The following is a 21,744-nucleotide window of genomic DNA, read 5'->3' as shown; positions in this document are numbered from 1 at the left end:
CGACGTTGTGCTTTCCGGCACCGCCGGCGCCACCATCGCTGTCGTCACCGGCTCCGGCAGCACTTTCAGCGTCGCGGTCAGCGGCATGACGGGTTCAGGGTCCGTCGTGGCCACAATACCGGCCGGCGTGGCAACCAATGCCGCCGTCGATGCGAACGAAGCCTCGACCAGCACCGACAACACGGTCACCTTTACACCGCCCGTGATCACGGTCTCGCCGCCGTCATTGCCCAGTCCGGTCTACAACCAGGCCTATTCGCAGCAGCTGACGGCCAGCGGCGGTATGACGCCCTACACTTTCGCGCTGACGTCCGGAACCCTCCCGTCGGGCATCAGCTTCGACGCGGCCGGTCTGCTCTCCGGAATCCCGACTAATACCGGCAGGTTCAACCTGGTCGTGGCGGCAACCGACGCAAACGGTTTCATCGGTTCGAAATCCTACACGCTGATCATTGCCGAGCCGACCGTCGAGCTGACGCCGGCATCCTTGCCAAACCCCGTATACAACCAGGCCTATTCGCAACAGCTTGCGGCCAGCGGCGGCGCGGTGCCTTACACTTTCGCGCTGACGTCCGGAACCCTCCCGTCGGGCATCAGCTTCGACGCGACCGGTCTGCTCTCCGGTACCCCGACCAATACCGGCACATTCGACTTCACCGCAGTTGCAACCGATCAGAATGGGAAATCCGGTTCCAAGGCCTATTCGGTGACCATCGACAAGCTCGGCACCACCACCTTGGTCGTTTCCAGCCTCAACCCTTCCAATCAGGGCGATCAGGTCACTTTCACGGCAACGGTTTCGGCTCCCGGCAACCCGCCGCCGGCCGGAACGGTCACCTTCAGTGTCGACGGCTCGCCCGCTGCTACGGTCGCGCTCGCCGGCGGTACCGCCGCCCTGACGACGTCCGCCCTCCCGGTCGGCACCCGTCAGGTCGTCGCGACCTACAATGGCGACGCGAACAACGCGACAAGCACCTCCAGCGCGCTCGCCCAGGAAGTCCACGCCCTAGGCTCCATCACCATCCGCCAGACCACCGACAGCGGCGACGGCTCCTTCGGCTTCTCCTCGCCGGCGCCCGGCCTCAACTTCACCATCACCACTAGCAGCGGCTCCGGCGACGGACCGGCCGTTTCGCTGCCGACCGGCTCCTACAGCATCACCGCCGCCGACATGACCGCCGCCGGCTTCGCCTTGACCTCGATCAGTTGCAACGATGGCGATTCCGTCGGCAATGTGGCGAACCGCACGGCTGTGATCAACATGGCGCCCGGCGAAAGCGTCGTCTGCACGTTCGCCAGCACCAATTCACGCGAAAATACCACGGCGCTCATCAAGGAATTCATGGAGACACGCGCCAGCCTCATCCTGGAGAACCAGCCCGACATCCAGCGCCGCATCGACCGGCTCGACGGCGTCGCCGGCGGCGGCAGCCCAGTGGCCACCCTGCTCGCGTACCTGCCCGGCATGGCCGACACCAACTCGGTCAATGTCAGCGCAAGCCTTGCCTCCATGCGGCGGCTTGGCGGGGAAGATGCCAACAGCCTGTTCGACATCTGGTTCGAAGGCACTTACAGCCGCTTCGACATCAATGACCAAGACGGCAAATTCGCCCTCGCAACCTTCGGCGCCGACTATCTGGTCAGCCGCAATCTGCTTGTTGGCGCCTTCGTCCAGATCGATCGTACCGACGGCTTCACCGGCAGCGGCGGCGGAACCGCCGAGGGCACCGGCTGGATCGCCGGGCCTTATTTGACCGCTCGGCTGACGGACAATCTGTATTTCGATTTGCTCGCCGGAGCTGGAACATCCTCGAACAGCGTCAGCCCCATGGATACCTACACCGACGGCTTCGACGCCAGCCGTTGGATGGTCAGCGCCACGCTGCAAGGGGAATGGCAATATGACGCCTGGACCTTCTCGCCGCGGGCGCGCTTCTCCTATTTCGAGGAAAAATCGGGAGCCTATGTCGACGGCCTGAACGTCCCCATTCCCTCCGTCACCGCCGGCCTCGGCCAGATCGCCTTCGGCCCCGGCGTTTCCTATCGCCATGTCACGGATGACGACGTTACCCTCGACTTTAACCTGCGGCTCGACGGCGTCTTCGACATAAGCGACACAGCGACCGAAAGCGGCGCCGACAATTTCCATGGCCGCGTCGGAGCCGGCGTCGATACCCGCATGCCGGGCGGCATGCGTCTCGGCCTCTCCACCAGCTATGGCGGCATCGGCTCCGATTCGGCGAAGTATTTCAGCGGAACCGTGAAACTTTCGGCCGCGCTGAATTAGGATCAAGATGGACCAATGAAAAGAGGCGGCCTTGGCGGGCCGCCTCTCTTTCATTGACCAGCGCCGTGCCGGTCAGACGTTCCGCGGTCACTGCGTGGCGATGGCGCCGAAGATCAAGCCGGAAAGAACGCTGACCAGCAGATAGTCATTGCCAACCCGGATCCATTCCTGCCCGGGACCCGGACGGCGCAGGCCATAGTGGCGATAGTCGCGGATCGGCTGGTGACGCTTCCAGCTGGAATATCTCTGGCCGTTGCGCCAATGGCTGCGCTTCACAACGATCTTCTTCTTCACTAGGACGCGCTTGTTCACGTCGACATGCTTGTTCACGTCGACATGCCTGCCAGGCTTCTGCCAGTCGACCTGGCTGTAGTTCGACTGCGGCGCGTTTGGTGTGTTCAGAGGTGCGGCCTGGCCCTGCCAGGTGGTTGCAGCCAGCATCGAGAAGGCAGTGGCGGAAAGAACGATGCGTTTCATGGCGGGTACTCCTTGGTTGTCGCTGCCTACGGAATAGAGCCGGAAGGATGAACCGAAACTGAACACCGAGATTACGTTTTCGTAATGATTTCTTACATTTAGAACGACTAATTCAGCGCTACCTTTAAAGCGGGCGCCCGAGAATGGACGCATGACCCGCCGCAACTCCGCAGGCTATGCAACCATTTTGTCAGCCATCCATTTCCGACACGCCCCGTCGCGTGGCAACACACGTCCGAAGCGGGCAAAATTTATTATTCGGCTAAAATAAATCGGAGTAATATCAACCTCTGCAATGTCCACGATTCGCGCCCACTTTTGCCTCTTTGACTTCACCGCGGCCGCGTCGCTGGCACCTGTCGCGTTGCGGGGCCTGGCATGAGTGGCTCGGTCGTCTTGCTGCACCTGGCCGGTGCGGTCGCACTGATGCTGTTTGCCACCCGTCTGGTGAAGACCGGCGTCGAGCGCGCCTATGGCGATGTGCTGCGCCACAAACTGCGCGCTACAATGCGCAATCCGTTCATGGCGGTTCTGGCCGGCTGCGGCCTGGCTGTCGCGCTGCAAAGCTCGACCGCCGTCACCTTGCTGGTCGGCTCGTTCGCCGGCTCCGGTATTGTCAGCGGCATGTCGGGCCAGCTTGCGGTGCGCGGCGCCGAGATCGGCTCGGCACTGGTGGTCAAGCTGCTCACCTTCGATCTGTCGCTGCTGGTGCCGATCTGCCTGGTCGCCGGCACCGTCATGTTCATGGCCACCGAGCGGCGCGACTGGCGCCAGTTCGGCCGCATCCTGGTCGGCATCGGCCTGCTGCTTCTGTCGCTGGAGATGATCGGCCAGGCGTCGGAGCCGCTGCGCCAGAGCACGCTGATGCCGCTCATCGTCGATTACTTCTCCGGCGATCCGGTCACCGCCTATCTTCTGGCGGCGGTGATCACCTGGCTGTTCCATTCCTCGATCGCCGCGGTGCTGCTGATGGTGACGCTGGCCGGCCGCGGCTTCATCCCGCCCGAACTCGGTATCGTGCTGGTGCTGGGTGTCAATCTCGGCTCTTCGATCATCGCGCCGCTTCTAACCCGCAACGCAGAACCCGGCGTTCGTATCGTGCCGATCGGCAATCTCCTGATGCGCGGCATGGGTTCGCTGATCATGCTGATCCTGTTCCTGACGTTCAAACCGCCGGTCGCCGTCTTGGGCAGCACGGTGCCCGAGCAGATCGTCAATGCCCACATTGTCTTCAACATCCTGATCCTGATCGCCGGCCTACCGCTGGCGCGCCTGGTCTATCGCGCCTCGGAAAGGATCGTGGCGTTGGGCACCAAGCCCCAGGCCGCCAACGCGCTCGACGTCGTCGAGCTTTCGGCGCTCAACGAAAGTGCGCTCGACGTGCCGAGCCAGGCATTGGCCAACGCCACCCGCGAGGTGGTGCGGGTCTGCGAAACGGTCGAGATCATGCTGAAACGGATCATCGAGCTCTATGAGAGCGCCGATGCCGACAAGATCGGCGCGTTGGCCGCACTCGACGACCGTGTCGACAGGAAGCACGCTGCGATCAAGCTCTATCTGGCCAGGGTCACCAAGAACCCGCTGAGCGAGGACGAGGCGCTGCGTTGCCAGGAGCTGATCGGCGCCTGCGTCAAGCTGGAGCAGGTCGGCGACATCATCGTGCGCAATATGCTGGTCCACGTGAAGAAGAAATTCGAGCGTGGGCTGGAGTTCACGCCGGAAGGCTGGCGTGAGCTTTGCGCCTTCCATGCCTTGGTGCTTGCCAATGCCAGGCTTGCCTTCAACGTGCTGGTGTCCCGCGATCCGGAGACCGCTCGCCAGTTGGTGCTGGAAAAGGACCGGCTGCGCGACCGCGAGAAGGAAACCAGCCAGAGCCATTTCGTGCGGCTGCGCGACGGCACCGCCAAGAGTGTCGAGACCAGTTCCATCCACCTCGACACGATTCGCGACCTCAAGCAGATCAACTCGCTGCTCGCCTCGATGGCCTATCCCGTTCTTGAGGAGCGTGGCCTGCTCACCGGTTCGCGGCTGAAGGCCGGATAGATTGCATCCACAGGCCGGGAAGCTTCAGAACATCGCCTATGAAAAATTGCTGTGGGCCAATGCGCAGAAATTATCTTTGCGCCACCTCCTGTCTGTCGGCTAAAGATCGCCGCATCTACCGGAAGGAAAGTCGATGGACACCCATTCTCGCAGCTTCGCCAAAGCGCTTTCCTGGCGCATCACCGGCACCATCGACACGATGATCATTTCGCTCGTCGTGACCGGAAGCATCAAGCTCGCCGCTGCCATCGGCCTGACCGAGGTCGTCACCAAGTCGCTGCTCTACTACCTTCACGAACGTGCGTGGCTGAAAATTCCTTACGGGAGGAAGGCAGCCGCCTAGCTCTTGCCTCCGCGCGAACGCCTGACCGGCGATCAAGAAAAGCTAAAGCGGCGTCGACAATTTCTGGATTGCCCGCTGCCCTCATCCGTGGTTTGAGGCGACCTTATCTGAGGATCGCCTTTCCGCCATGCTCCCCCTCATTGCCCTGTTCATTGCCGCCTTCGCCATCGGCACTACCGAATTCGTCATCGCCGGCGTGCTGCCGCAGGTGGCGGAGGGCCTTGGTGTCGCGATCCCGACCGCCGGCTATCTCGTTTCCGGCTATGCCGGCGGCATTGCAGTCGGCGGCCCGCTGCTGGCGCTCGCCACCAAAAGCTTCTCCCGCAAGGCCCTGCTGCTTGGACTGACTGCAGCCTTCACCATCGGCCAGGCCGCCTGTGCGCTGGCGCCCGACTTCGCCTCGATGCTGCTGTTGCGGATAGCGGTGGCCGTCGCGCATGGCGCCTATTTCGGCGTTGCCATGGTGGTGGCCGTCGGCCTCGTGCGCGAAGACCAGCGCGGCATGGCGGTGGCGCTGATCCTGTCCGGCCTCACCGTATCGAACGTAATCGGCGTTCCGGCCGGCACGGCAATCGGCAACATCTGGGGATGGCGTGCGACATTCTGGGTGATGTGCGCGCTCGGTGTGGTGGCCTTCACGGCAGTCGGCGCCCTGCTGCCGCGCAAGACGGGATCGTCGAGCCCGTCGGCGAGCCTTGGAAGCGAGGTCCGTGTGCTCGCACGCCAGCAGGTCTGGACCTCGCTCATTATTATGCTGATGCTGATGATCGGCCAGTTCGGCCTGTTCACCTACATCACGCCGACGCTGCTTGAGGTCACCGGCCTCGACGAGAAATGGATACCTTGGGTGCTCTTGCTCAACGGGGTCGGCGCAACGATCGGCGTCTTTGTCGGCGGGCGGCTCGCCGACTGGAAGCTGATGCCGTCGCTTATCGCCATGCTTTTCCTACAGGCGGCAATGCTCGCCTTGATCTACGCTGTCGGCCCTTACCCGCTGCCGATGGTGATAGCGATCTTCGTCTGGGGCGGCCTCAACTTTGCCATCGGCACGCCGATCCAGACCCGCATCCTGACCTGGACCGCGGACGCCTCCAACCTTGCCTCGTCGCTCATCCCGTCGGGCTTCAATGTCGGCATCGCGCTCGCCGCATCGCTCGGCGCGGCGATGCTCAATGCCGGCTATGGCTATCGCAGCCTGCCGGTGGTTGGCGCGATCGCCATGCTGGTCGCCGTCGCGGTTGCGCTTGCCTCGCATGTCTGGGAATGGCGAAGCCGGGCTGCGCCGCCGCTGCCGGCTGCCGCCGAATAGGGCTACAGATCGATCCGGTAGCGCAGGCTTTCCGCGCCGCCATAGGCGGCGTCCTCGAAGAAACGCCCGACGAGCCGGCCGCCATTGGCCAGAACGACCTTCTGCGAGGGCACATTGTGAGGCTTGCAGGTGATTTCGACGAAGGGCAGGCCAACCGCCCTCGCCTCCACCGGCATCAGCCGCAGCGCCTCGGTCGCATGGCCGCGTCCCCGTTTCCACGGCACCACCGCATAGCCGATGTGGCCGAGCACATGCGACGGCAGCGACGCGGTGCCGTGCTGCCAGCGCACGCCGATTGAGCCTGCGACTTCCCCGTCCCAGATCCAGCGCCGGAATCCGGGCAGCCGCGGCACCGTCGAACCGTCGGGCAAGGTGATCGGCGGTCCCTTGCCATCGGAATCGTCGAGATCGCCAAGGAAAGTCGCTGGATCCTTTTCGATAGCCGCAAGCTGCTCGCGCGTCGCGTCGAGCAGCCGCACATTGTCCGGCGACCAGCCGCGCTCGAGGGCCGCCTTGTAGGACGGCAGGTGTTCAAACGCCGGTTTGACGAGTTCGATCACGGGCGCGAGCTTTTGGCTGCCGGATTGCGGGCGCGACGGCAAGGGCCTTCGGCGGCTTACTGCAGCAGGCTCTTGACGATGCCGCTCGCCTTGGAGAAATCCATCTGGCCGGCGTATTTTTCCTTGAGCGCCGCCATCACCTTGCCCATGTCCTTGACGCCGCTGGCACCAGTCTCGGCGATGGCGGAACGGACGGCGCTTTCCGTCTCGGCCTGGCCCAGCTGCGTCGGCAGGAAGTCGCGGATGATGGCCATCTCGTCGCGCTCCTGCGCTGCAAGCTCCGGCCGCTTGCCGTCATCGAACGCCTTGGCCGATTCTTCGCGCTGCTTCACCATCTTGGCCAGTATCTGCAGGATCTCGTCATCGCTCGCCGGCTCCTTACCGGCGCCACGATTGGCGATGTCGCGGTCGTGAATGGCCGCCTGGATCAGCCGCAATGTCGGCAGCCGGCGCTTGTCCTGCGACTTCATCGCGCTCTTCAGGGGATTCGGCGACTTTGCCTCGCATGGTGCTTTCTCCTTCGAATGCGGCGGACAATAGCCGTGCCGAAAGCCCAAGGCAAATGCGAAACTACCGCCAAATCCCTGATATTGTTCGACGAAATAAATCCGGGCTCGCACTTCCTGGAATCATTGACCGCCTTGGCGCCTTCCCCTATGTACTGGGCCTTGCATGAATTGAATTCTAGTGCACGTCGCCCAAAAATGCGTAGCGGTTTTGGGCAACGACAGGCACAAATGAAAACTTAGCGCGCCGAGGCTGTGAGATCGCCGCTTCGCGCCTTTTGTTGCGCCGACTGAGGGCGCAACCTTTAGGAGTGCCGCCATGGCAACGATGACAGCCGCGTCGACCCCCCCTTGGGCCAGCGAGAGGCCGACAGCCCTGCTGGTGCTGGCCGACGGCACTGTCATAGAGGGCCGCGGTCTGGGCGCCACCGGCTCCGCCGTCGCCGAGGTCTGCTTCAACACCGCGCTGACCGGCTACCAGGAGATACTCACCGACCCATCCTATGCCGGCCAGATCGTCACTTTCACCTTTCCGCATATCGGCAATATCGGCACCAATGACGAAGACATCGAGGACCTCAACCCGCTGGCCCGCGCCGGCGCCGTCGGCGCCGTGTTCAAGGCTGATGTCACCAACCCGTCGAATTACCGGGCCGGAACCGGTCTCGACCAGTGGCTGAAGAAGCGCGGCATCGTCGCACTTTCAGGCATCGACACGCGGGCGCTGACCGCGCTGATCCGCGAAAAGGGCATGCCCAATGCCGTCATCGCGCACGCGCCCGACGGTATCTTCGATGTCGATGACCTCAAGCGCCGCGCCGCCGCATGGTCAGGGCTTATCGGGCTTGATCTCGCCAAGGAGGTGACCTCCGGCCAGTCCTCGGTCTGGCGCGAGACGCCCTGGGTCTGGAACGAGGGCTTTGGCGAACAGGCTGATCCGTCGATGCACGTCGTTGCCGTCGACTACGGCGTCAAGCGCAACATATTGCGCCTGCTGGCCGGCCTCGGCGCCAAGGTCACTGTGGTGCCGGCAAAAACCGGCGCCGAGGAGATCCTGGCGATGCGGCCCGACGGCATTTTTCTATCCAACGGCCCTGGCGATCCGGAAGCCACCGGCGACTACGCCGTTCCGGTCATCCAGGATCTGTTGAAGACCGAAATCCCGCTTTTCGGCATCTGCCTCGGCCACCAGATGCTGGCGCTGGCGCTGGGCGGCAAGACCGCAAAAATGCATCAGGGCCACCACGGCGCCAATCATCCCGTCAAGGATCACACCACCGGCAAGGTCGAAATCGTCTCGATGAACCATGGCTTTGCCGTCGACGCCGACTCCTTGCCGAGCGGCGTCGAGGAAACCCATGTCTCGCTGTTCGACGGTTCGAATTGCGGCATTGCGCTCACCGGCAGGCCAGTCTTCTCGGTCCAGCATCATCCCGAAGCCTCGCCCGGCCCGCAGGATTCGCACTATCTGTTTCGCCGGTTCGTCAATCTCATCCGCGAAAAGCGCGGCGAGCCGGCACTGGCCGAGCGTGTTTAGCGCATGCGTAAAAACGGATTTGATTGACGGCGCCGGCCGCGCTCCCGGCGCCGATCAAGCCCCGTCTGTCACCGCTTCCTGCGCGTGCATGAGTTTGACTTCCTTCGGCGTCGGCTTGGCCACCCTGGTGACGAAGACGACGAGCGCCAGCGTGAGGAAAATCGCGCCGAGCAGATAGGGGGCACCGCCGAAAACCACGGGCGCGTTCGGGCCCGTGAACCAGGAAAAGATCGCCGTATAAAGCAGCGGTGTGATGATCGAGGTGATCGAGAAGATCGAGGTCATCGCGCCTTGGAGTTCGCCCTGGGCGGAAGGTGGCACCTTGGCGGCCGCCAGGCTTCTGAGCGGCGGGTCGGCCAACGCCTCGAGACATCCGACGACGATCACTGCATAGATCATCCAGCCTTGTGACGCGAAGGCGTAGCCGAAGGCGCTGAGTGCGGTAAATGCCAGACCGATTACCGCCGTCTTCCACTCGCCGAGCTTAGGGATCACGCGCGGCAGGACTGTCGCCATGACGATCGCCCCGCACAGGCCGAAAGCGCCGAGCGAGAAGCCGATCTGTTGTTCGCTCCAGCCATAGCGATAACTGGAGACGAACGACCAGACCGCAGGATACATCATGTGCCCCAGCGTCATCAGAAAGAAGACAAGTCCGATCCAGCCGATACCTTCGTAGTTGCGCATCTGGACGAGCGTGCCGACCGGGTTCGCGCGTTTCCACTCGAAGCGGCGACGGTGCTTGTTATCAAGTGTTTCCGGCAACAGAAACAGCGCGATCAGAAAGTTTGCGAAAGCAAGCCCGGCAGCGAAATAGAACGGCACACGCGGCCCGAACGTACCGAGCAACCCGCCCAGAACCGGCCCGATGACGAAGCCGACACCGAAAGCAATGCCGAGCAGCCCGAAATTCTTCGCACGATTTTCGTCGGTCGAGATATCGGCAATGAACGCCGATGTCGTGGAATAACTGGCGCCGGAAATGCCGGCCAGCACGCGGCCGATGAACAGCATCGGATAGGACCAGGCGATAGCGCAGATCAGATTGTCGATAGCGAACGTCAGCACCGAGGCAAGCAGGATTGGCCGCCGCCCGAACCGGTCGCTCAACCCGCCCATCACTGGTGCGAAAACGAACTGCATCGCGGCATAGACGAAGAACAGCCAACCGCCCTCGATAGCCGCCTCGCTGATGCCGACGCCGGTCAATTCCCTGAGATAGGCCGGCAGCACCGGCATAATGATGCCGAAGCCGATGATGTCGAGCAGCAGGGTGGTGAAAACAAGCGCAAGGCCCCGCCTGGCGGTTTTGGGGTCTATCATGATGGTATCTCCTCAGGCCGCCCGAGCTAACGGGAACACACCTTATAGGCGAGCACATCGTTGGGAACAATGAGGGAACGGGCAGAGTGTTTTCATCCTGACATCCCCTGACTGCGATCCAGTCTCTCGGATTACGAGAAAACCGTCGGCTCAGATCGGGTTGTTGAACGTGTCGCAGTCCGAAAGCTTGCCGTTCTGGAAGCCTCGCGCGAGCCAGGTCTGCCGCTGCTGCGACGTTCCGTGGTTGAAGCTCTCCGGCACGACGTAGCCCTGCATCTTCTTCTGCAGCGTGTCGTCGCCGATCTGCTTGGCGGCGTTCAGTGCCTCCGCCATGTCGCCCTGCTCCAAAATGCCCTTCTGGCCGGTGAAATGTGCCCAAATGCCGGCAAAGCAGTCGGCCTGGAGCTCGACCTGCACCGACATGTGGTTGGCGTCCGCTTCGCCGATGCTCTGCCGCATCTGGTTGAATTTGGGCAGGATGCCGACCAGGTTCTGCACGTGATGGCCGACCTCATGCGCAATCACATAGGCCTGTGCGAAATCGCCTGAGGCACCGAACTGCTGATCGAGTTGCTGGAAGAAGGTGGTGTCGAGATAGACCTTGCGATCGTTGGGACAGTAGAATGGTCCGGCCGCTGACGAGGCAGAACCGCAGGCGGAGCGAATCTGGCCGCTGAACAGGACCAGTTTTGGATCTTGATAGGTCAGGCCCTCGGACCGGAAAATACCAGTCCAGGTATCCTCGGTCTCGGCCAGCACGGTCGACACGAACTGCTTCATCTCGTCGGATGCCGGCGCACCGGTGCCGCCGCCTTGCTCGCCGCTATTGTCAGTGATCTGGCCGCCGCCGGGCTGCAAGCCGCTGTTATCGAGGATCTGACTCGGGTCGAAGCCGAAATACCACCCTGCCAGGAAAATCAACCCTACGATGATAATGCCTGACATGCCGCCGCTGCCGGCGCGACCGCCGATCGGGATGCGAAACTGCCCCGGCCCGCCGCCAAGCCCGCCGCTCTGGCCGCGCTCGTCCTCGACATTGTCACTCTGACGACGGCCCTTCCAGAGCATGGCAACCCCCGTGATGCAATTTTCCGGCCGATCGGGCCGTGTCCCGGTTCGATCGGACACGACAACAATTATCTCAACGGTTACGCCAAGTCACAGTATTTTTCGTGCGAACAAGCAATGCTTGCTGACGCTTGCCTGCTCTGGCCGAGACATCGCAAGGTCTGTGCCGTTCACCCTGCTCGTGGGAAGCGAGTCGCGCGAAGAGATACGCTGGCCGTGCTTTTCAGCGGGCGGCGATTATTGCCTTGCGAAAGGCTTCGAGCGTCTCGGCGCTGACATGATGCTCGATGCCCTCGGCGTCGATGCGCGCCGTCTCGGCGCTGACCCCGAGCGAGCGCAGGAAGGCCTCGACCGTCTGGTGGCGAATGCGGCTCTCTTCCGCAACCTTGCGGCCGGCATCGGTCAGGAACACGCCGCGATAAGGCTTCCGGGAGACCAGCCCGTCGGCGCACAGCCGCGTCAGCATTTTCGCGACCGTCGGCTGAGCGACGCCGAGCCGTGCCGCGATATCGACCTGGCGCGCCTCGTTGCCATCCTCGATCAGGTCGGCGATGAGCTCGACATAATCCTCGACCAGCGCGCTGCGGCGCGCTTCACGCGTCTGCCTGAAGCCTTCCGAGTGGATTTCTGCGTCAGGCAGCGGCTTTTCGCGAGGAACCGGTCTTTTCTTCAGCGCCAATACGCGCTCCTCCCGGCAGTTTGAATCGACATTGCGGTCATAACACGGAACCCTATTGGTTCTGGCCGTTTATTTCCATTCGGTGGCCGGCGCAACCGCCGTTCACTGCCGTTCAGGCCGCACGCCAAGCGGCCACAAGAAAAAGCTCAGACAATGAAATATAGCATATTGCATAATGTTCAGCCGTGGCATAGATAAGGAGACAACATCGATCGTTCCAGTGGAAAGCCATTTCATGTCGGAAGCCGAAGCCACCTCAGCCCCCCGGTCCATGTGGCGATTTGCCCGCCCGGAGGACGACGAGCAGCCCAGCCTTCGCGAAGTCAACGCAACGATCGCGGTGCCGCACTCGGGGATCTGGCTTCGCCGGCTGTTCGCCTTCATGGGGCCGGGCTACATGGTTTCGGTCGGCTATATGGATCCGGGCAATTGGGCGACCGACCTCGCCGGCGGGGCCCAATTCGGCTACACGCTGCTTTTCATCATCATGTTGTCGAACCTGATGGCGATCCTGCTGCAGGCACTCGCCGCCCGGCTCGGCATCGCCACCGGCCGCGACCTTGCGCAGGCGTGCCGCGCCTATTATCCGCGACCGGTCAATTTCATGCTATGGGTCGCTTGCGAACTGGCCATCATCGCCTGCGACCTGGCCGAGGTCATTGGCACAGCGATCGCCTTGCAACTGCTGTTCGGCATTCCGCTGATAGGCGGCGCCATCATCACCGCGCTTGATGCCTTCCTGCTGCTGTTGCTGATGAACAAGGGCTTCCGTTTCCTCGAGGCCTTCATCATAGCGCTTTTGATTATCATCTTCGGCTGCTTCGCCATCCAGATCTTTGCCGCCGCCCCGCCGGTCGGCTCCATCCTGCATGCGATGTTCGTGCCGTCGTCCGAGATCGTCACCAATCCGGCCATGCTCTACATCGCCATCGGCATCATCGGCGCCACGGTGATGCCGCACAATCTCTATCTGCATTCCTCGATCGTGCAGACCCGCGCCTATGAGCGCACCGATCGCGGCAAGCGCGACGCCATCAAATGGGCGACGACCGACTCGACCATCGCGCTGATACTGGCGTTGTTCGTCAATGCTTCCATCCTGATCGTGTCGGCGGTGGCGTTCCACGGCACCGGTCATCATGACGTTGCCGAGATCGGCCAGGCCTTCGAGCTTCTGTCGCCGCTGCTTGGCCTCGGCATCGCTTCCATCCTGTTTGCCGTAGCGCTGCTCGCCTCCGGCCTGAACTCGACGGTGACGGCGACGCTCGCCGGCCAGATCGTGATGGAAGGGTTCTTGCGGCTGCGCATCCCGCAATGGGCGCGCCGCCTGCTGACGCGCGGCATCGCCATCATTCCGGTGGTGGTGGTCACCGCGCTCTATGGCGAGAAGGGAACCGGTCAGTTGCTGGTCTTCAGCCAGGTAATCCTGTCGATGCAGCTCCCCTTCGCTGTCGTACCGCTGGTGCAGTTCGTCTCGGACAAGCGCAAGATGGGCAATTTTGCCATTTCCCGCGCTGTTGCCGTGCTGGCCTGGGTGGTTGCCGCGCTCATCCTGGTGCTCAACTTCAAGCTGCTCTACGATACGGTCGTTGGCTTGGGCTGAGCGTTCTCGGCTCCAAGCTGAGACGATAAGGTCGGCAGTCACCTGCCCCCGGTCCTAGAAATTTGCCGGCCGCTGTCGGACAAATGTCCGTTCGCCCGTCCTTGGCTCGAACTCCGGCCATGACGGCACGGACCAGGGAAAGGGAGCTCCAATGAGGAAGATCATCGCCGCAACATTCGTCAGCCTCGACGGCGTCATGCAGGCGCCCGGCGGCCCGCAAGAGGACCCTGTCGGCGGCTTCGAATTCGGCGGCTGGACGTTTCACTACTGGGACGATGTGATGGGCGCCGCGATGGGCGAGACGTTTTCAAAACCGTTCGCGCTGCTTCTCGGCCGCAAGACTTACGACATCTTCGCCGCCCACTGGCCTTATCAGAAAAATGATCCGATCGCCGACATCTTCAACGCCGTCACCAAATATGTGGCGACGCACAGGCCGGATTCGCTGTCCTGGCAAAACAGCCAGCCGCTCGGCAGCGATGTCGTGGCGACGTTGCGCCGGATGAAGCAGGAGGACGGCCCGACCTGCTCATTCAGGGATCGAGCGAGCTGATCCAGACCTTGCTCGCCAATGACCTGATCGACGAGATCAGCTTGCTGATCTTCCCGCTGGTGCTGGGCAAGGGCAAAAAACTGTTCGGCATCGGCACGATACCTGCCGCCTTCAAGCTGACCCGTTCGCAGGCATCGACCACCGGCGTCCTCATGGCGAGCTATGAACGCTCCGGCGAGATCAAGACCGGGTCATTTGCCACGGAGCAGCCGTCCGAAGCCGAGATCGAGCGGCGCAAGAACTGGAAGTAGATGCCGCGGGGCGATCAAGGACGGCTGAACACTGGCCGTCCTTTTTGCTGTTTTTAAGCCGCCTCTCGTCGCCCTGCCAACCCATCGCGGAGGTGGCCCGCGAATGCCAGTGCAGCCGGCGCGACGGCGTGCTTCGGCAAATGCAGATTGATCGAAAAATTCGGCAATGACGGCAGCTCCGGATCGTTGGCCAAAATGTCGAGGTCGACAGGCACGGTCGACGCCAACCAGGTGGTGACGGCCAAGTCCGAACGCACTGTCGCCGTCGTCGCGTCGATGCTGCCGTTTTCGAATACGGTGCGCCATTCCAGCCCATGCTCGTTAAGCACCTCCAGCACCACCGGGCGGAACGCACAGGTCTCGGCGACCATCGAAACCGGCAAGGGGCGTTTGCTGCGGGCGGCGCCGCCTTTGGCGCCGACCCAGACCAGCCGGTCGACAACAAGGCATTCGCCGGCCGACCGACCGATCGGCTCCTCGATCACCGCGAGCTCTATCGTGCCGGTCGCCAAGGCTGCGGCCAGCTCCGGCGACGAAGCACAGACAAGCGAGATCTCGACCTGCGGATAGGCTTCGGCATAGGCCTTCAGCACCGGCGCAAGCAAGGTGCCGACAAGGTCGTACGGCACGCCAAGCCGCACCTGACCGGCAACTGCATCGCCCGCCATCTCCGCCAGGATCTCGTCATTGAGGGAAAGCAGGCGCTTGCCCTTGCCGAATAACTGCTCGCCGGAGCGGGTCAGCCGCAATCCACGCCGATCGCGATCGAACAGGCTGCAGCCGAGAACCTCTTCCAAACGCTTGATCTGCTGGCTGACGGCACCTTGCGTCAAATGCAGCGCGTTGGCCGCCGCCGTCATGCTGGCCTTGTCGGCAACGGTGACGAAGGTTCGAACCAGGGCAGTATCGAGGTTGCGGAGCATCCGGCTATTATATTTGCTAATGCATGTCATAGCAAACATTGCATTTACTGATGAGCCAAACAGCCTACCGTGCAGGCTTCAAAGGAAGCAGCATGTTTGAACCTGTCCTTCCCCTCGTCCTGTTCGCGCTGGTCTCAACCTCAACGCCCGGCATGGCCACGACCTTGTCGACGGCGTCCGGCGCGCAGTTCGGCTTTCGCCGCTCTATCCCGCTGATGGCCGGGAGTGCGGCCGGCCTGGCCACGGTGGCTGCGGCAGGTGCTGCCGGGCTCGCCGGTCTGCTGGCCGCCGCTCCTTCGCTGCAACTGGCAATGAAAATGGCCGGTACCCTCTATCTGACGTGGCTTTCCCTCAAGATCGGCCGCAGCGGTCCGCCCAATCTGGACGTGGCCATGGCAAAGCCGAACAGCTTTTTGGGCGGCGCCGGCCTGCAATGGATGAACCCAAAGGGCTGGGCCATGGGGCTGGGAGCGGCGGCATCCTTTGCCGGGCTCGCCAACGGGCCGCTGCAGCTCGCCTTGCTGCTCGGCACGGTCTTCGGCCTTGCAGCGGCCCTATCGCTGGCAGCATGGTGCGTGGCGGGCACGCTGCTCGCCGGGTTGCTGCGAACCGAGCGGCAGTGGCGCATGCTCAACGCCGTGCTTGGCCTGCTGCTGGCCGCCTCGATCATCCCGATGTGGCGGACAGCGTAAGATCAGTCTTTAGCCATGTCAGGCAGCGTAACGCGCCGCCGGCTTGCCCGCCAGAAGACTGCCGACGAAGCCTTGCGGACGCGAAGAAAGGCACCCCCCCGGCAATATCGGCAAGACCCGGTGCCGTGAATGCTTCACCCTTTGCCAGGCCAACCAGCGCTGCATCGACCAGATCGTCGGCGGTCATGACGATTTCTTGCGGAACGTCGGCGAGGTCGCTTCCGGCAACTTCCCAGAATTCGGCGCTGGACGAAATCGCCGCGCTCGATTTTGACGTACCGCCGGCCGCGAGTTGAATTATCGGCGGCCGGCAGCCAAGCTCCACTGACAGCCTCATTCGGCCGGCATCGCTACCGGACGCGCCGCCAGATGGCCCGCCAACACCACGCCCAGACCGATGATCGGGAACGCCGCCGCGACCACGCCGAGGTCGGCCGGTGCGCCATAGCGCAGCACAGCGGCGCCGACCACGGCACCCAGTGCCACGCCGAGATAGAGCGCCGAAGCGTTCAGCGATAGCACGATGGGCGCGGCATCGGGCGCCAGCTTGATGATGCGGCTGGCCTGCGCCGGCGGGAACGCCCAGCCGACGATGCCCCACGGCACCATCATGGCCATGAGCGCCGGCCCGGCGATCTCGCGCGGCAGGAACATCGGGATCAGCGAAAACGTGACCAGCATGGCGGCACTCAGCGCCAGCGACCAGCAGACGGTGCGCGTCGCGCCGAAACGGTCGGCGGCCTGACCGCCGCCGATATTGCCAATGACCGCGCCAACGCCAAAGGCGAGCAGCATTCCGGGAAGCGCGATCGGGTTCAGTCCGCCGCCTTCGATCGCCAGCGGCGCGACAAAGGCAAAGACGGTGAAGGCGCCGATCAGCGCCAGGATCGTCGTCACCAGGATAGGCATGACGCCGGGGCGAAGTGCCGCTGCAAGCCGCATCCGGAGCGGCAGCCTGGTGCCGACGATGCCGCGCGGCAGCCGGTAGCACAGGATCGCGCCGGCGAGCGCACCGAGGCCGGCGATGGCAAAGAAGGTGCCGCGCCAGCCGGCAACCGTTGCAACGAGCGCGCCGAGCGGTGCTCCGACCGCGACCGCAACCGTAGTGCCGCCGACGACCACGGCAATGGCGCGGGCGCGGTGATGATCGTCGACAAGCGCAACGGCCGTTCCCTGTGCGGTCGCCGCGAACAAGCCTGACGACAGCGCCATGACGATGCGCGCGATCAACAGCAATTCGAAGGAGGAGCTTAGCGCCGCGGCGACGTTGCCCAACACGAAGAACACCAGCGTCCACAGGATGACGCGGCGCCGGTCCCATTCGCCGGTCAGCGTTGCCAGGATCGGCGTGCCGATCGCATAGGCGAGCGCAAACGCGGTGATCAGCGTGCCGGCGAGCGGAACGGAGATGGCGGCATCCTTTGCAATGTCGGGCAAAAGGCTGGAGATGACGAAACCTTCGGTCGAAATCGTGAACGATCCGAGCGCAAGCCAGATTAGGCGCTTATCCATGGCAATTTCCTTAGTTCAAAGGTTATTGAACAATTGGACATAACAGGGCATGATGTCAATAAAGCCGCTGCAAAATAGCCGAACCATCCTGACAGCCCGGTGTCAGGACCGGGCGACGGGACGAAACTATGTGTCCATTGGCCACGAGAGGAGATGCGTTGAAATCGGCTCCGAATGTGCTTAATTCCTGGGCATGACCTTGCCCCATCCCACCGCCGACCAGATCATCCTGCCGAACGTGCTTGCCGTGCTCGGCGACCCGACGCGACTGGCCATCGTGCGCTATCTCGCCAGCAAAGAGGGCGTGCCGCTGAATTGCAGCCGGTTCCTCGATCTCTGCTCGAAGACCAATCTGAGCTACCATTTGGCCAAGTTGCGTGAGGCCGGCGTCACCCGCACCGAGGCGGTTGGAACCAGCCGGCTGATCACGCTGCGCCGTGACGATCTCGACCGCCGCTTCCCGGGCCTGCTCGACAGTGTTATTGCCGCGGCCGGCGACGCATCGCTGCCGGCGGTCGGCGGCCACGAGATCGAAGTCCGCGCCTGAACGACCCGAAGCTGGGTTCCGCTCTCGCCCGCCTCGCGAGGCGGGCAAAGTAGTTTCACCCGCCCTCCAGCCATTCCAATTAACGGAGCCTGCCATGCGCATTGCCGTCCTCGCCGACATCCACGGAAATGTCCTGGCGCTCGACGCCGTGCTCGATGATCTGCGGCAGCGCGGCGGCGCCGACCTCATCGTCAATCTCGGCGATTGCGTTTCCGGCCCGCTCTGGCCGCGCGAGACCATGGAGCGGCTCGAGACGCTCGACCTGCCGACGGTGCGCGGCAACCACGACCGCCGCGTTGCCCGCGACACCGCCGACGAGACCATGTGGCCGTCCGACCGCTACGCGCAAGAACGGCTGACCGCGGGCCAACGCGAGGCGCTATTTGCGCTGCCCGTCACGCTGGAGGTGGCGCCAGGCATACTCGCCTTCCACGCCCGGCCCGACCACGACGAAAAATACTTGACTGACGCGATCGTCGACGGCCGGCTGGTGCGCGCGCCGCTGGTCGCCATCGAGCGGCGCCTCGGCGCGATCGATCCCGCCTGCCGCATCATGCTTTGCGGCCACAGCCACCGCAGCGAGCTGGTCCGCATTCCCGGCGGTCCGGTCATCTTCAACCCGGGCAGCATCGGCTGCCCGGCCTATCACGATGATACGCCGCCGGCGCATGTCTCCGAACAGGGTTCGCCGCACGCCCGCTACGGCATCGTCGAACTGCATCCCGATCGTTTCGAAGCCATCGCCGTCGACTATGACCATGAGGCGGCGGCGCGCCAGGCCGAGCAGGCGGGACGGCCCGAATGGGCTCACGCGCTGCGCACCGGCTTCATGCCGGGCTGAGCTTGCTCATCCCAGGCTGAGCTTGCTCATCCCAGGCTGAGCTTGCTCATGCCTAGCTGAACGGATGACCGCCTTCGAGCGGCAGAAGTCGCGACCGGTCCAATCTTCAGTCGTCAGACGCCGATCGCTTCGATCACTTGGCAGGACGTCGGGCGCTGGCCGCCGAAGTCTTGGACGTCGAAGTCTTGGTCACCGAAGCCTTTGGCCGTGACGTCTTGGGCGCCAGTTGCGTTGGGTTGAACGTCTGTGCTGGGGCGGATTCGGAACCGGCCCGAATGTCGGCGTCGCGCACCTGCTGGCCAAAGTTCAGGCCGGTCAGCTCTTCAATCTCGGCCACCGTCGAAAGGAACTCCGATACCCTGGCAATTTCAAGCGGGTCATCGAATGCCTCGGCACGCTCGCCGAACGCTTCGGGCATCACTTCCAAAACCGGCTTCTGGTCCGCCAGCAGCGCGATGGCGCGCAGGCCAGCTTGATCGGACCACAGCGCGATCTTCCAGAACTTCAGCGGAACATGGCTTTCGAAGCGGTAAGGAGGATCGTCCTCGCCGAACACTGGCCCGGCAAACACCGTGACACGGCCTCGCATCGTATAGGCGTTGCGCAGCACATAGGTTTCTACCGCGCGCCATCTCAACTTCCCTTTGGAGCCGGGATGGTTAAGCGAGCTTCCTTGATTGAAGAAGCCGACTTGCGGCGCAGCATTGGTATAAAAGAACGTGTCGCGTTCTGCCGCGACCGCCTCCTGATCGACGCCCCATGCGGGGTCGCCGCGAAGTGTAATATGGCCCTTCTGGAACATTCGAGCGATTCGTTCCTTGGATTTTGCGACGGGAAATCCAGGCACGTTCTGGCTCGAATAGAATTCCTGGGTCATCTGCTCGCCAAGGTCGATACGCCGATCCGGCCGGAAAGCATCGCTGGCTTCCGAACCGGAAATCGACTCCACCCCCAATTCGATAAGCGACGGGTCGTCGATGACCGTCTTGTCCTCACGATTGACCGCCTTGGTGCGGGATCCATCGATATTGCAGGCGGTGACGAAGGCAAGCCTGCGATCGGCGTTCATCAAGATCGAAAAATGATGGTAGCGCAATTCGTGTGGGTCCTCTCCCGGTTTGGCAAGAAGGTTTTTGGCCAACCGGTAGGGTGAATTGGCAACCGTCGGCATTGCCAGGACAAAGCCCGGTATGAAGCCGGGCTCATACCCTCCACGATCGTCGAAATCCTCTGTTTTCCAACCCGCGGCCTCGGCGATGGCCACCTTCCCGGGTTCGCTTGCCGGGCCTTTGCCGTCGTTTCGTCTCGCATCGCCTCCGTCGCGGTCGATCAGCGGCGCCCGGACATTTATCTCGACGGGAAAAGTCCAGGTGACCGAGCCATCGGCATTGTGTCTCGTCGCCGGCGGATTGCGATCCGGTTCCGGCCGCTGCACCGGCCTGTCCGGCACATCTTCGCGAATATCGGCGTTCAGCCGAACTGTCTCGTCCATCATGCGCGGCATGCCGGCCCAAATCGCCAGAGCTTGCGAAACCGCCGATGCCGAGGAGCCCGGCAGCTTGGACTTTCTAGCGCCCAGATCGTCAACGATGGCGCTGATCCGTATGCCTTCGTTGATCTCGCGCGCAAGCGCATAGCCACCTATGCCCGTCACCTCGTGGAACGGGCCGGCCCAATGGTGCAGGGCGATAGGTTCCCATTCATTGTTGAAGACCGGGGAGCCGGACGAACCCTGTTCGGTGTCGGCGACATAGTGCAGCACTTGCACCGTTTCGTCGCGGGCCACCAGCCGGTTTTCACGCAACACCAGTTCCTTGAAGCGGCCATCGGGATGCTGAACGATGTTGGCGATTTCGCCGAGCATATGCTTGTCGCGCGCATCCGACAGCGAGATAAAACCGAACTCCCCCAGTTCCTTTGGGCCGGAACGCCGCTCGCCGACTCCGATCAGCGTATAGTCCAGACCCTCTATGCTATCGCTCACGAAACAGGATTCAGGATCGAACAGGAACGTCGTCGGCGTACGCACGGCATTCGCACCGTCCTGCTCATAATCGAACTGGACCTGGAAGCGCCGGGAATCCGCCGGCGACGAAATCACATGGTTGTTTGTGAGGAACAACCTTGGCCCGACGAGAAAACCCGATCCTTGCGGATTGCCGTTGAGAAAGGCAACGCGGCCAACCGCATCGGCAGCACGGCGCCCACGCTCGAGGAATGCGACCCCAATGAAATCGAGCGTTGGGCCGAGAATTGCCTCCGGCCCCGGCTGCTTGGCGGCGGCCTTTCTTTCCCCGGCAGACCTCATGTCGATCGCTGCCGATATCATCTCCGCTTCGGTGCGGCTGAGCGACGCCTTTACCTGCAACCTGTCGAGCCGCCTGGAGAGGGTCTGTTCGGCGGCCAGCGGATTGCCGTTGGCGATGTGACCAAGTGAAGCCTCAATCTCGGCGCGCGTTTTCTTGATACGCTGGCGAACTATGTTTTCCACCTGCGCAAATATTTCAAGGTCGACCATATTGCCCTCCTCAACCTTACTTGAGAGAGTGCATATTTACATGAAATGTGCAATATTTTGCCGGCTGTTAGTTCACGGAAGCGGCCTGGTCGCGATTCAACACGCGGCACCTTTTCGGGCTTACACAGCGCCGCCTCGTCGCCTATAAAAACCGGCTGGCGTGCGATGGCGC

19 protein-coding genes and 1 pseudogene are annotated in these 21,744 nt (G+C 62.8%); 10 read left to right on the top strand and 10 right to left on the bottom strand.

Annotated elements, in window-relative coordinates:
• Positions 1 to 2,287, top strand: a 2,287-nt coding sequence (locus NKI08_RS31050; RefSeq protein WP_352774840.1) for a putative Ig domain-containing protein, incomplete at its 5' end; no start/stop codon positions are given.
• Positions 2,288 to 2,374: 87 nt separating this feature from the next.
• Here the strand turns inward: NKI08_RS31050 and NKI08_RS31045 are convergent.
• Positions 2,375 to 2,764, bottom strand: a complete 390-nt coding sequence (locus tag NKI08_RS31045) for an RcnB family protein (protein ID WP_352774838.1) — start codon at positions 2,762 to 2,764, stop codon at positions 2,375 to 2,377.
• A gap of 378 nt (positions 2,765 to 3,142) precedes the next feature.
• Here NKI08_RS31045 and NKI08_RS31040 point away from each other — a divergent pair, with 378 nt between their 5' ends.
• From NKI08_RS31040 to NKI08_RS31030, 3 genes are all read left to right on the top strand, one after another.
• Positions 3,143 to 4,807 (top strand): Na/Pi cotransporter family protein, encoded by a 1,665-nt coding sequence (locus NKI08_RS31040; protein ID WP_352774836.1) that lies wholly within the window; start codon positions 3,143 to 3,145, stop codon positions 4,805 to 4,807.
• A gap of 133 nt (positions 4,808 to 4,940) precedes the next feature.
• Positions 4,941 to 5,150, top strand: a complete 210-nt coding sequence (locus tag NKI08_RS31035) for a DUF2061 domain-containing protein (protein ID WP_292658743.1) — start codon at positions 4,941 to 4,943, stop codon at positions 5,148 to 5,150.
• A gap of 127 nt (positions 5,151 to 5,277) precedes the next feature.
• Positions 5,278 to 6,459, top strand: coding sequence for an MFS transporter (locus NKI08_RS31030; RefSeq protein WP_352774834.1), 1,182 nt, complete (start codon positions 5,278 to 5,280; stop codon positions 6,457 to 6,459).
• A gap of 2 nt (positions 6,460 to 6,461) precedes the next feature.
• On the opposite strand, the gene NKI08_RS31025 is transcribed toward NKI08_RS31030, so the two are convergent.
• Both NKI08_RS31025 and NKI08_RS31020 read right to left on the bottom strand, forming a co-directional pair.
• Complete coding sequence (locus NKI08_RS31025) at positions 6,462 to 7,019, bottom strand: GNAT family N-acetyltransferase (protein WP_352774832.1); 558 nt, start codon at positions 7,017 to 7,019, stop codon at positions 6,462 to 6,464.
• Positions 7,020 to 7,075: 56 nt separating this feature from the next.
• Positions 7,076 to 7,489 (bottom strand): GatB/YqeY domain-containing protein, encoded by a 414-nt coding sequence (locus NKI08_RS31020; RefSeq protein WP_352774830.1) that lies wholly within the window; start codon positions 7,487 to 7,489, stop codon positions 7,076 to 7,078.
• 355 nt (positions 7,490 to 7,844) lie between these two features.
• Between NKI08_RS31020 and carA the strand changes: the two genes are divergently transcribed.
• On the top strand, positions 7,845 to 9,062 hold the full coding sequence (carA, locus tag NKI08_RS31015) for a glutamine-hydrolyzing carbamoyl-phosphate synthase small subunit (protein ID WP_084641355.1): 1,218 nt from the start codon (positions 7,845 to 7,847) through the stop codon (positions 9,060 to 9,062).
• A gap of 54 nt (positions 9,063 to 9,116) precedes the next feature.
• Here carA and NKI08_RS31010 read toward each other — a convergent pair whose 3' ends face one another.
• The 3 genes from NKI08_RS31010 to mntR form a co-directional block, all read right to left on the bottom strand.
• Complete coding sequence (locus NKI08_RS31010) at positions 9,117 to 10,385, bottom strand: TCR/Tet family MFS transporter (RefSeq protein WP_352774827.1); 1,269 nt, start codon at positions 10,383 to 10,385, stop codon at positions 9,117 to 9,119.
• A gap of 150 nt (positions 10,386 to 10,535) precedes the next feature.
• Positions 10,536 to 11,453 (bottom strand): KPN_02809 family neutral zinc metallopeptidase, encoded by a 918-nt coding sequence (gene ypfJ / locus NKI08_RS31005; RefSeq protein ID WP_352774825.1) that lies wholly within the window; start codon positions 11,451 to 11,453, stop codon positions 10,536 to 10,538.
• 223 nt (positions 11,454 to 11,676) lie between these two features.
• The gene (gene mntR, locus NKI08_RS31000; protein ID WP_023678308.1) at positions 11,677 to 12,132 is read right to left on the bottom strand and encodes a manganese-binding transcriptional regulator MntR; all 456 of its coding nucleotides are present in this window, start codon (positions 12,130 to 12,132) and stop codon (positions 11,677 to 11,679) included.
• A gap of 235 nt (positions 12,133 to 12,367) precedes the next feature.
• Between mntR and NKI08_RS30995 the strand changes: the two genes are divergently transcribed.
• Together NKI08_RS30995 and NKI08_RS30990 are read left to right on the top strand one after the other, a co-directional pair.
• On the top strand, positions 12,368 to 13,735 hold the full coding sequence (locus NKI08_RS30995) for an Nramp family divalent metal transporter (RefSeq protein ID WP_352473938.1): 1,368 nt from the start codon (positions 12,368 to 12,370) through the stop codon (positions 13,733 to 13,735).
• A gap of 151 nt (positions 13,736 to 13,886) precedes the next feature.
• Positions 13,887 to 14,539, top strand: a pseudogene (locus NKI08_RS30990) (dihydrofolate reductase family protein).
• A gap of 53 nt (positions 14,540 to 14,592) precedes the next feature.
• Here the strand turns inward: NKI08_RS30990 and NKI08_RS30985 are convergent.
• Complete coding sequence (locus tag NKI08_RS30985; RefSeq protein ID WP_352774823.1) at positions 14,593 to 15,462, bottom strand: LysR family transcriptional regulator; 870 nt, start codon at positions 15,460 to 15,462, stop codon at positions 14,593 to 14,595.
• A gap of 92 nt (positions 15,463 to 15,554) precedes the next feature.
• Here NKI08_RS30985 and NKI08_RS30980 point away from each other — a divergent pair, with 92 nt between their 5' ends.
• Positions 15,555 to 16,154, top strand: a complete 600-nt coding sequence (locus NKI08_RS30980) for a LysE family translocator (RefSeq protein WP_352541090.1) — start codon at positions 15,555 to 15,557, stop codon at positions 16,152 to 16,154.
• Here the strand turns inward: NKI08_RS30980 and NKI08_RS30975 are convergent.
• Together NKI08_RS30975 and NKI08_RS30970 are read right to left on the bottom strand one after the other, a co-directional pair.
• On the bottom strand, positions 16,129 to 16,341 hold the full coding sequence (locus NKI08_RS30975; protein WP_352774821.1) for a hypothetical protein: 213 nt from the start codon (positions 16,339 to 16,341) through the stop codon (positions 16,129 to 16,131). The genes NKI08_RS30980 and NKI08_RS30975 overlap by 26 nt on opposite strands.
• A gap of 146 nt (positions 16,342 to 16,487) precedes the next feature.
• Positions 16,488 to 17,666 carry an MFS transporter gene (locus NKI08_RS30970; protein ID WP_352774819.1) on the bottom strand — a complete coding sequence of 393 codons (1,179 nt, stop codon included), beginning with the start codon at positions 17,664 to 17,666 and terminating at the stop codon, positions 16,488 to 16,490.
• 193 nt (positions 17,667 to 17,859) lie between these two features.
• Here NKI08_RS30970 and NKI08_RS30965 point away from each other — a divergent pair, with 193 nt between their 5' ends.
• Both NKI08_RS30965 and NKI08_RS30960 read left to right on the top strand, forming a co-directional pair.
• Positions 17,860 to 18,213, top strand: a complete 354-nt coding sequence (locus NKI08_RS30965) for an ArsR/SmtB family transcription factor (protein ID WP_352774817.1) — start codon at positions 17,860 to 17,862, stop codon at positions 18,211 to 18,213.
• A gap of 94 nt (positions 18,214 to 18,307) precedes the next feature.
• Positions 18,308 to 19,054, top strand: a complete 747-nt coding sequence (locus NKI08_RS30960) for a metallophosphoesterase family protein (protein ID WP_352774815.1) — start codon at positions 18,308 to 18,310, stop codon at positions 19,052 to 19,054.
• A gap of 133 nt (positions 19,055 to 19,187) precedes the next feature.
• Here the strand turns inward: NKI08_RS30960 and NKI08_RS30955 are convergent, their stop codons facing one another.
• Positions 19,188 to 21,572, bottom strand: a complete 2,385-nt coding sequence (locus NKI08_RS30955) for a DNA/RNA non-specific endonuclease (protein WP_352774813.1) — start codon at positions 21,570 to 21,572, stop codon at positions 19,188 to 19,190.
• Between the last annotated feature and the right edge of the window lie 172 nt (positions 21,573 to 21,744).

The organism is Mesorhizobium sp. M0768, from assembly GCF_040320195.1.
In the GTDB taxonomy this organism is placed as follows: Bacteria; Pseudomonadota; Alphaproteobacteria; order Rhizobiales; family Rhizobiaceae; genus Mesorhizobium.
Note: the sequence above shows the minus strand (reverse complement) of the source record. Positions and strands in the feature narration are given on the sequence as shown.

Coding starts and splice junctions, on each gene's coding strand:
- NKI08_RS30965 (WP_352774817.1), top strand. CDS start 17,860: ATGACCTTGCCCCATCCCACCGCCGACCAGATCATCCTGCCGAACGTG.
- ypfJ (WP_352774825.1), bottom strand. CDS start 11,453: ATGCTCTGGAAGGGCCGTCGTCAGAGTGACAATGTCGAGGACGAGCGC.
- NKI08_RS30980 (WP_352541090.1), top strand. CDS start 15,555: ATGTTTGAACCTGTCCTTCCCCTCGTCCTGTTCGCGCTGGTCTCAACC.
- NKI08_RS30955 (WP_352774813.1), bottom strand. CDS start 21,572: ATGGTCGACCTTGAAATATTTGCGCAGGTGGAAAACATAGTTCGCCAG.
- carA (WP_084641355.1), top strand. CDS start 7,845: ATGGCAACGATGACAGCCGCGTCGACCCCCCCTTGGGCCAGCGAGAGG.
- NKI08_RS31020 (WP_352774830.1), bottom strand. CDS start 7,489: ATGAAGTCGCAGGACAAGCGCCGGCTGCCGACATTGCGGCTGATCCAG.
- NKI08_RS30985 (WP_352774823.1), bottom strand. CDS start 15,462: ATGCTCCGCAACCTCGATACTGCCCTGGTTCGAACCTTCGTCACCGTT.
- NKI08_RS31035 (WP_292658743.1), top strand. CDS start 4,941: ATGGACACCCATTCTCGCAGCTTCGCCAAAGCGCTTTCCTGGCGCATC.
- NKI08_RS30995 (WP_352473938.1), top strand. CDS start 12,368: ATGTCGGAAGCCGAAGCCACCTCAGCCCCCCGGTCCATGTGGCGATTT.
- NKI08_RS30970 (WP_352774819.1), bottom strand. CDS start 17,666: ATGGATAAGCGCCTAATCTGGCTTGCGCTCGGATCGTTCACGATTTCG.
- NKI08_RS30960 (WP_352774815.1), top strand. CDS start 18,308: ATGCGCATTGCCGTCCTCGCCGACATCCACGGAAATGTCCTGGCGCTC.
- NKI08_RS30975 (WP_352774821.1), bottom strand. CDS start 16,341: ATGACCGCCGACGATCTGGTCGATGCAGCGCTGGTTGGCCTGGCAAAG.
- NKI08_RS31045 (WP_352774838.1), bottom strand. CDS start 2,764: ATGAAACGCATCGTTCTTTCCGCCACTGCCTTCTCGATGCTGGCTGCA.
- NKI08_RS31030 (WP_352774834.1), top strand. CDS start 5,278: ATGCTCCCCCTCATTGCCCTGTTCATTGCCGCCTTCGCCATCGGCACT.
- NKI08_RS31010 (WP_352774827.1), bottom strand. CDS start 10,385: ATGATAGACCCCAAAACCGCCAGGCGGGGCCTTGCGCTTGTTTTCACC.
- NKI08_RS31040 (WP_352774836.1), top strand. CDS start 3,143: ATGAGTGGCTCGGTCGTCTTGCTGCACCTGGCCGGTGCGGTCGCACTG.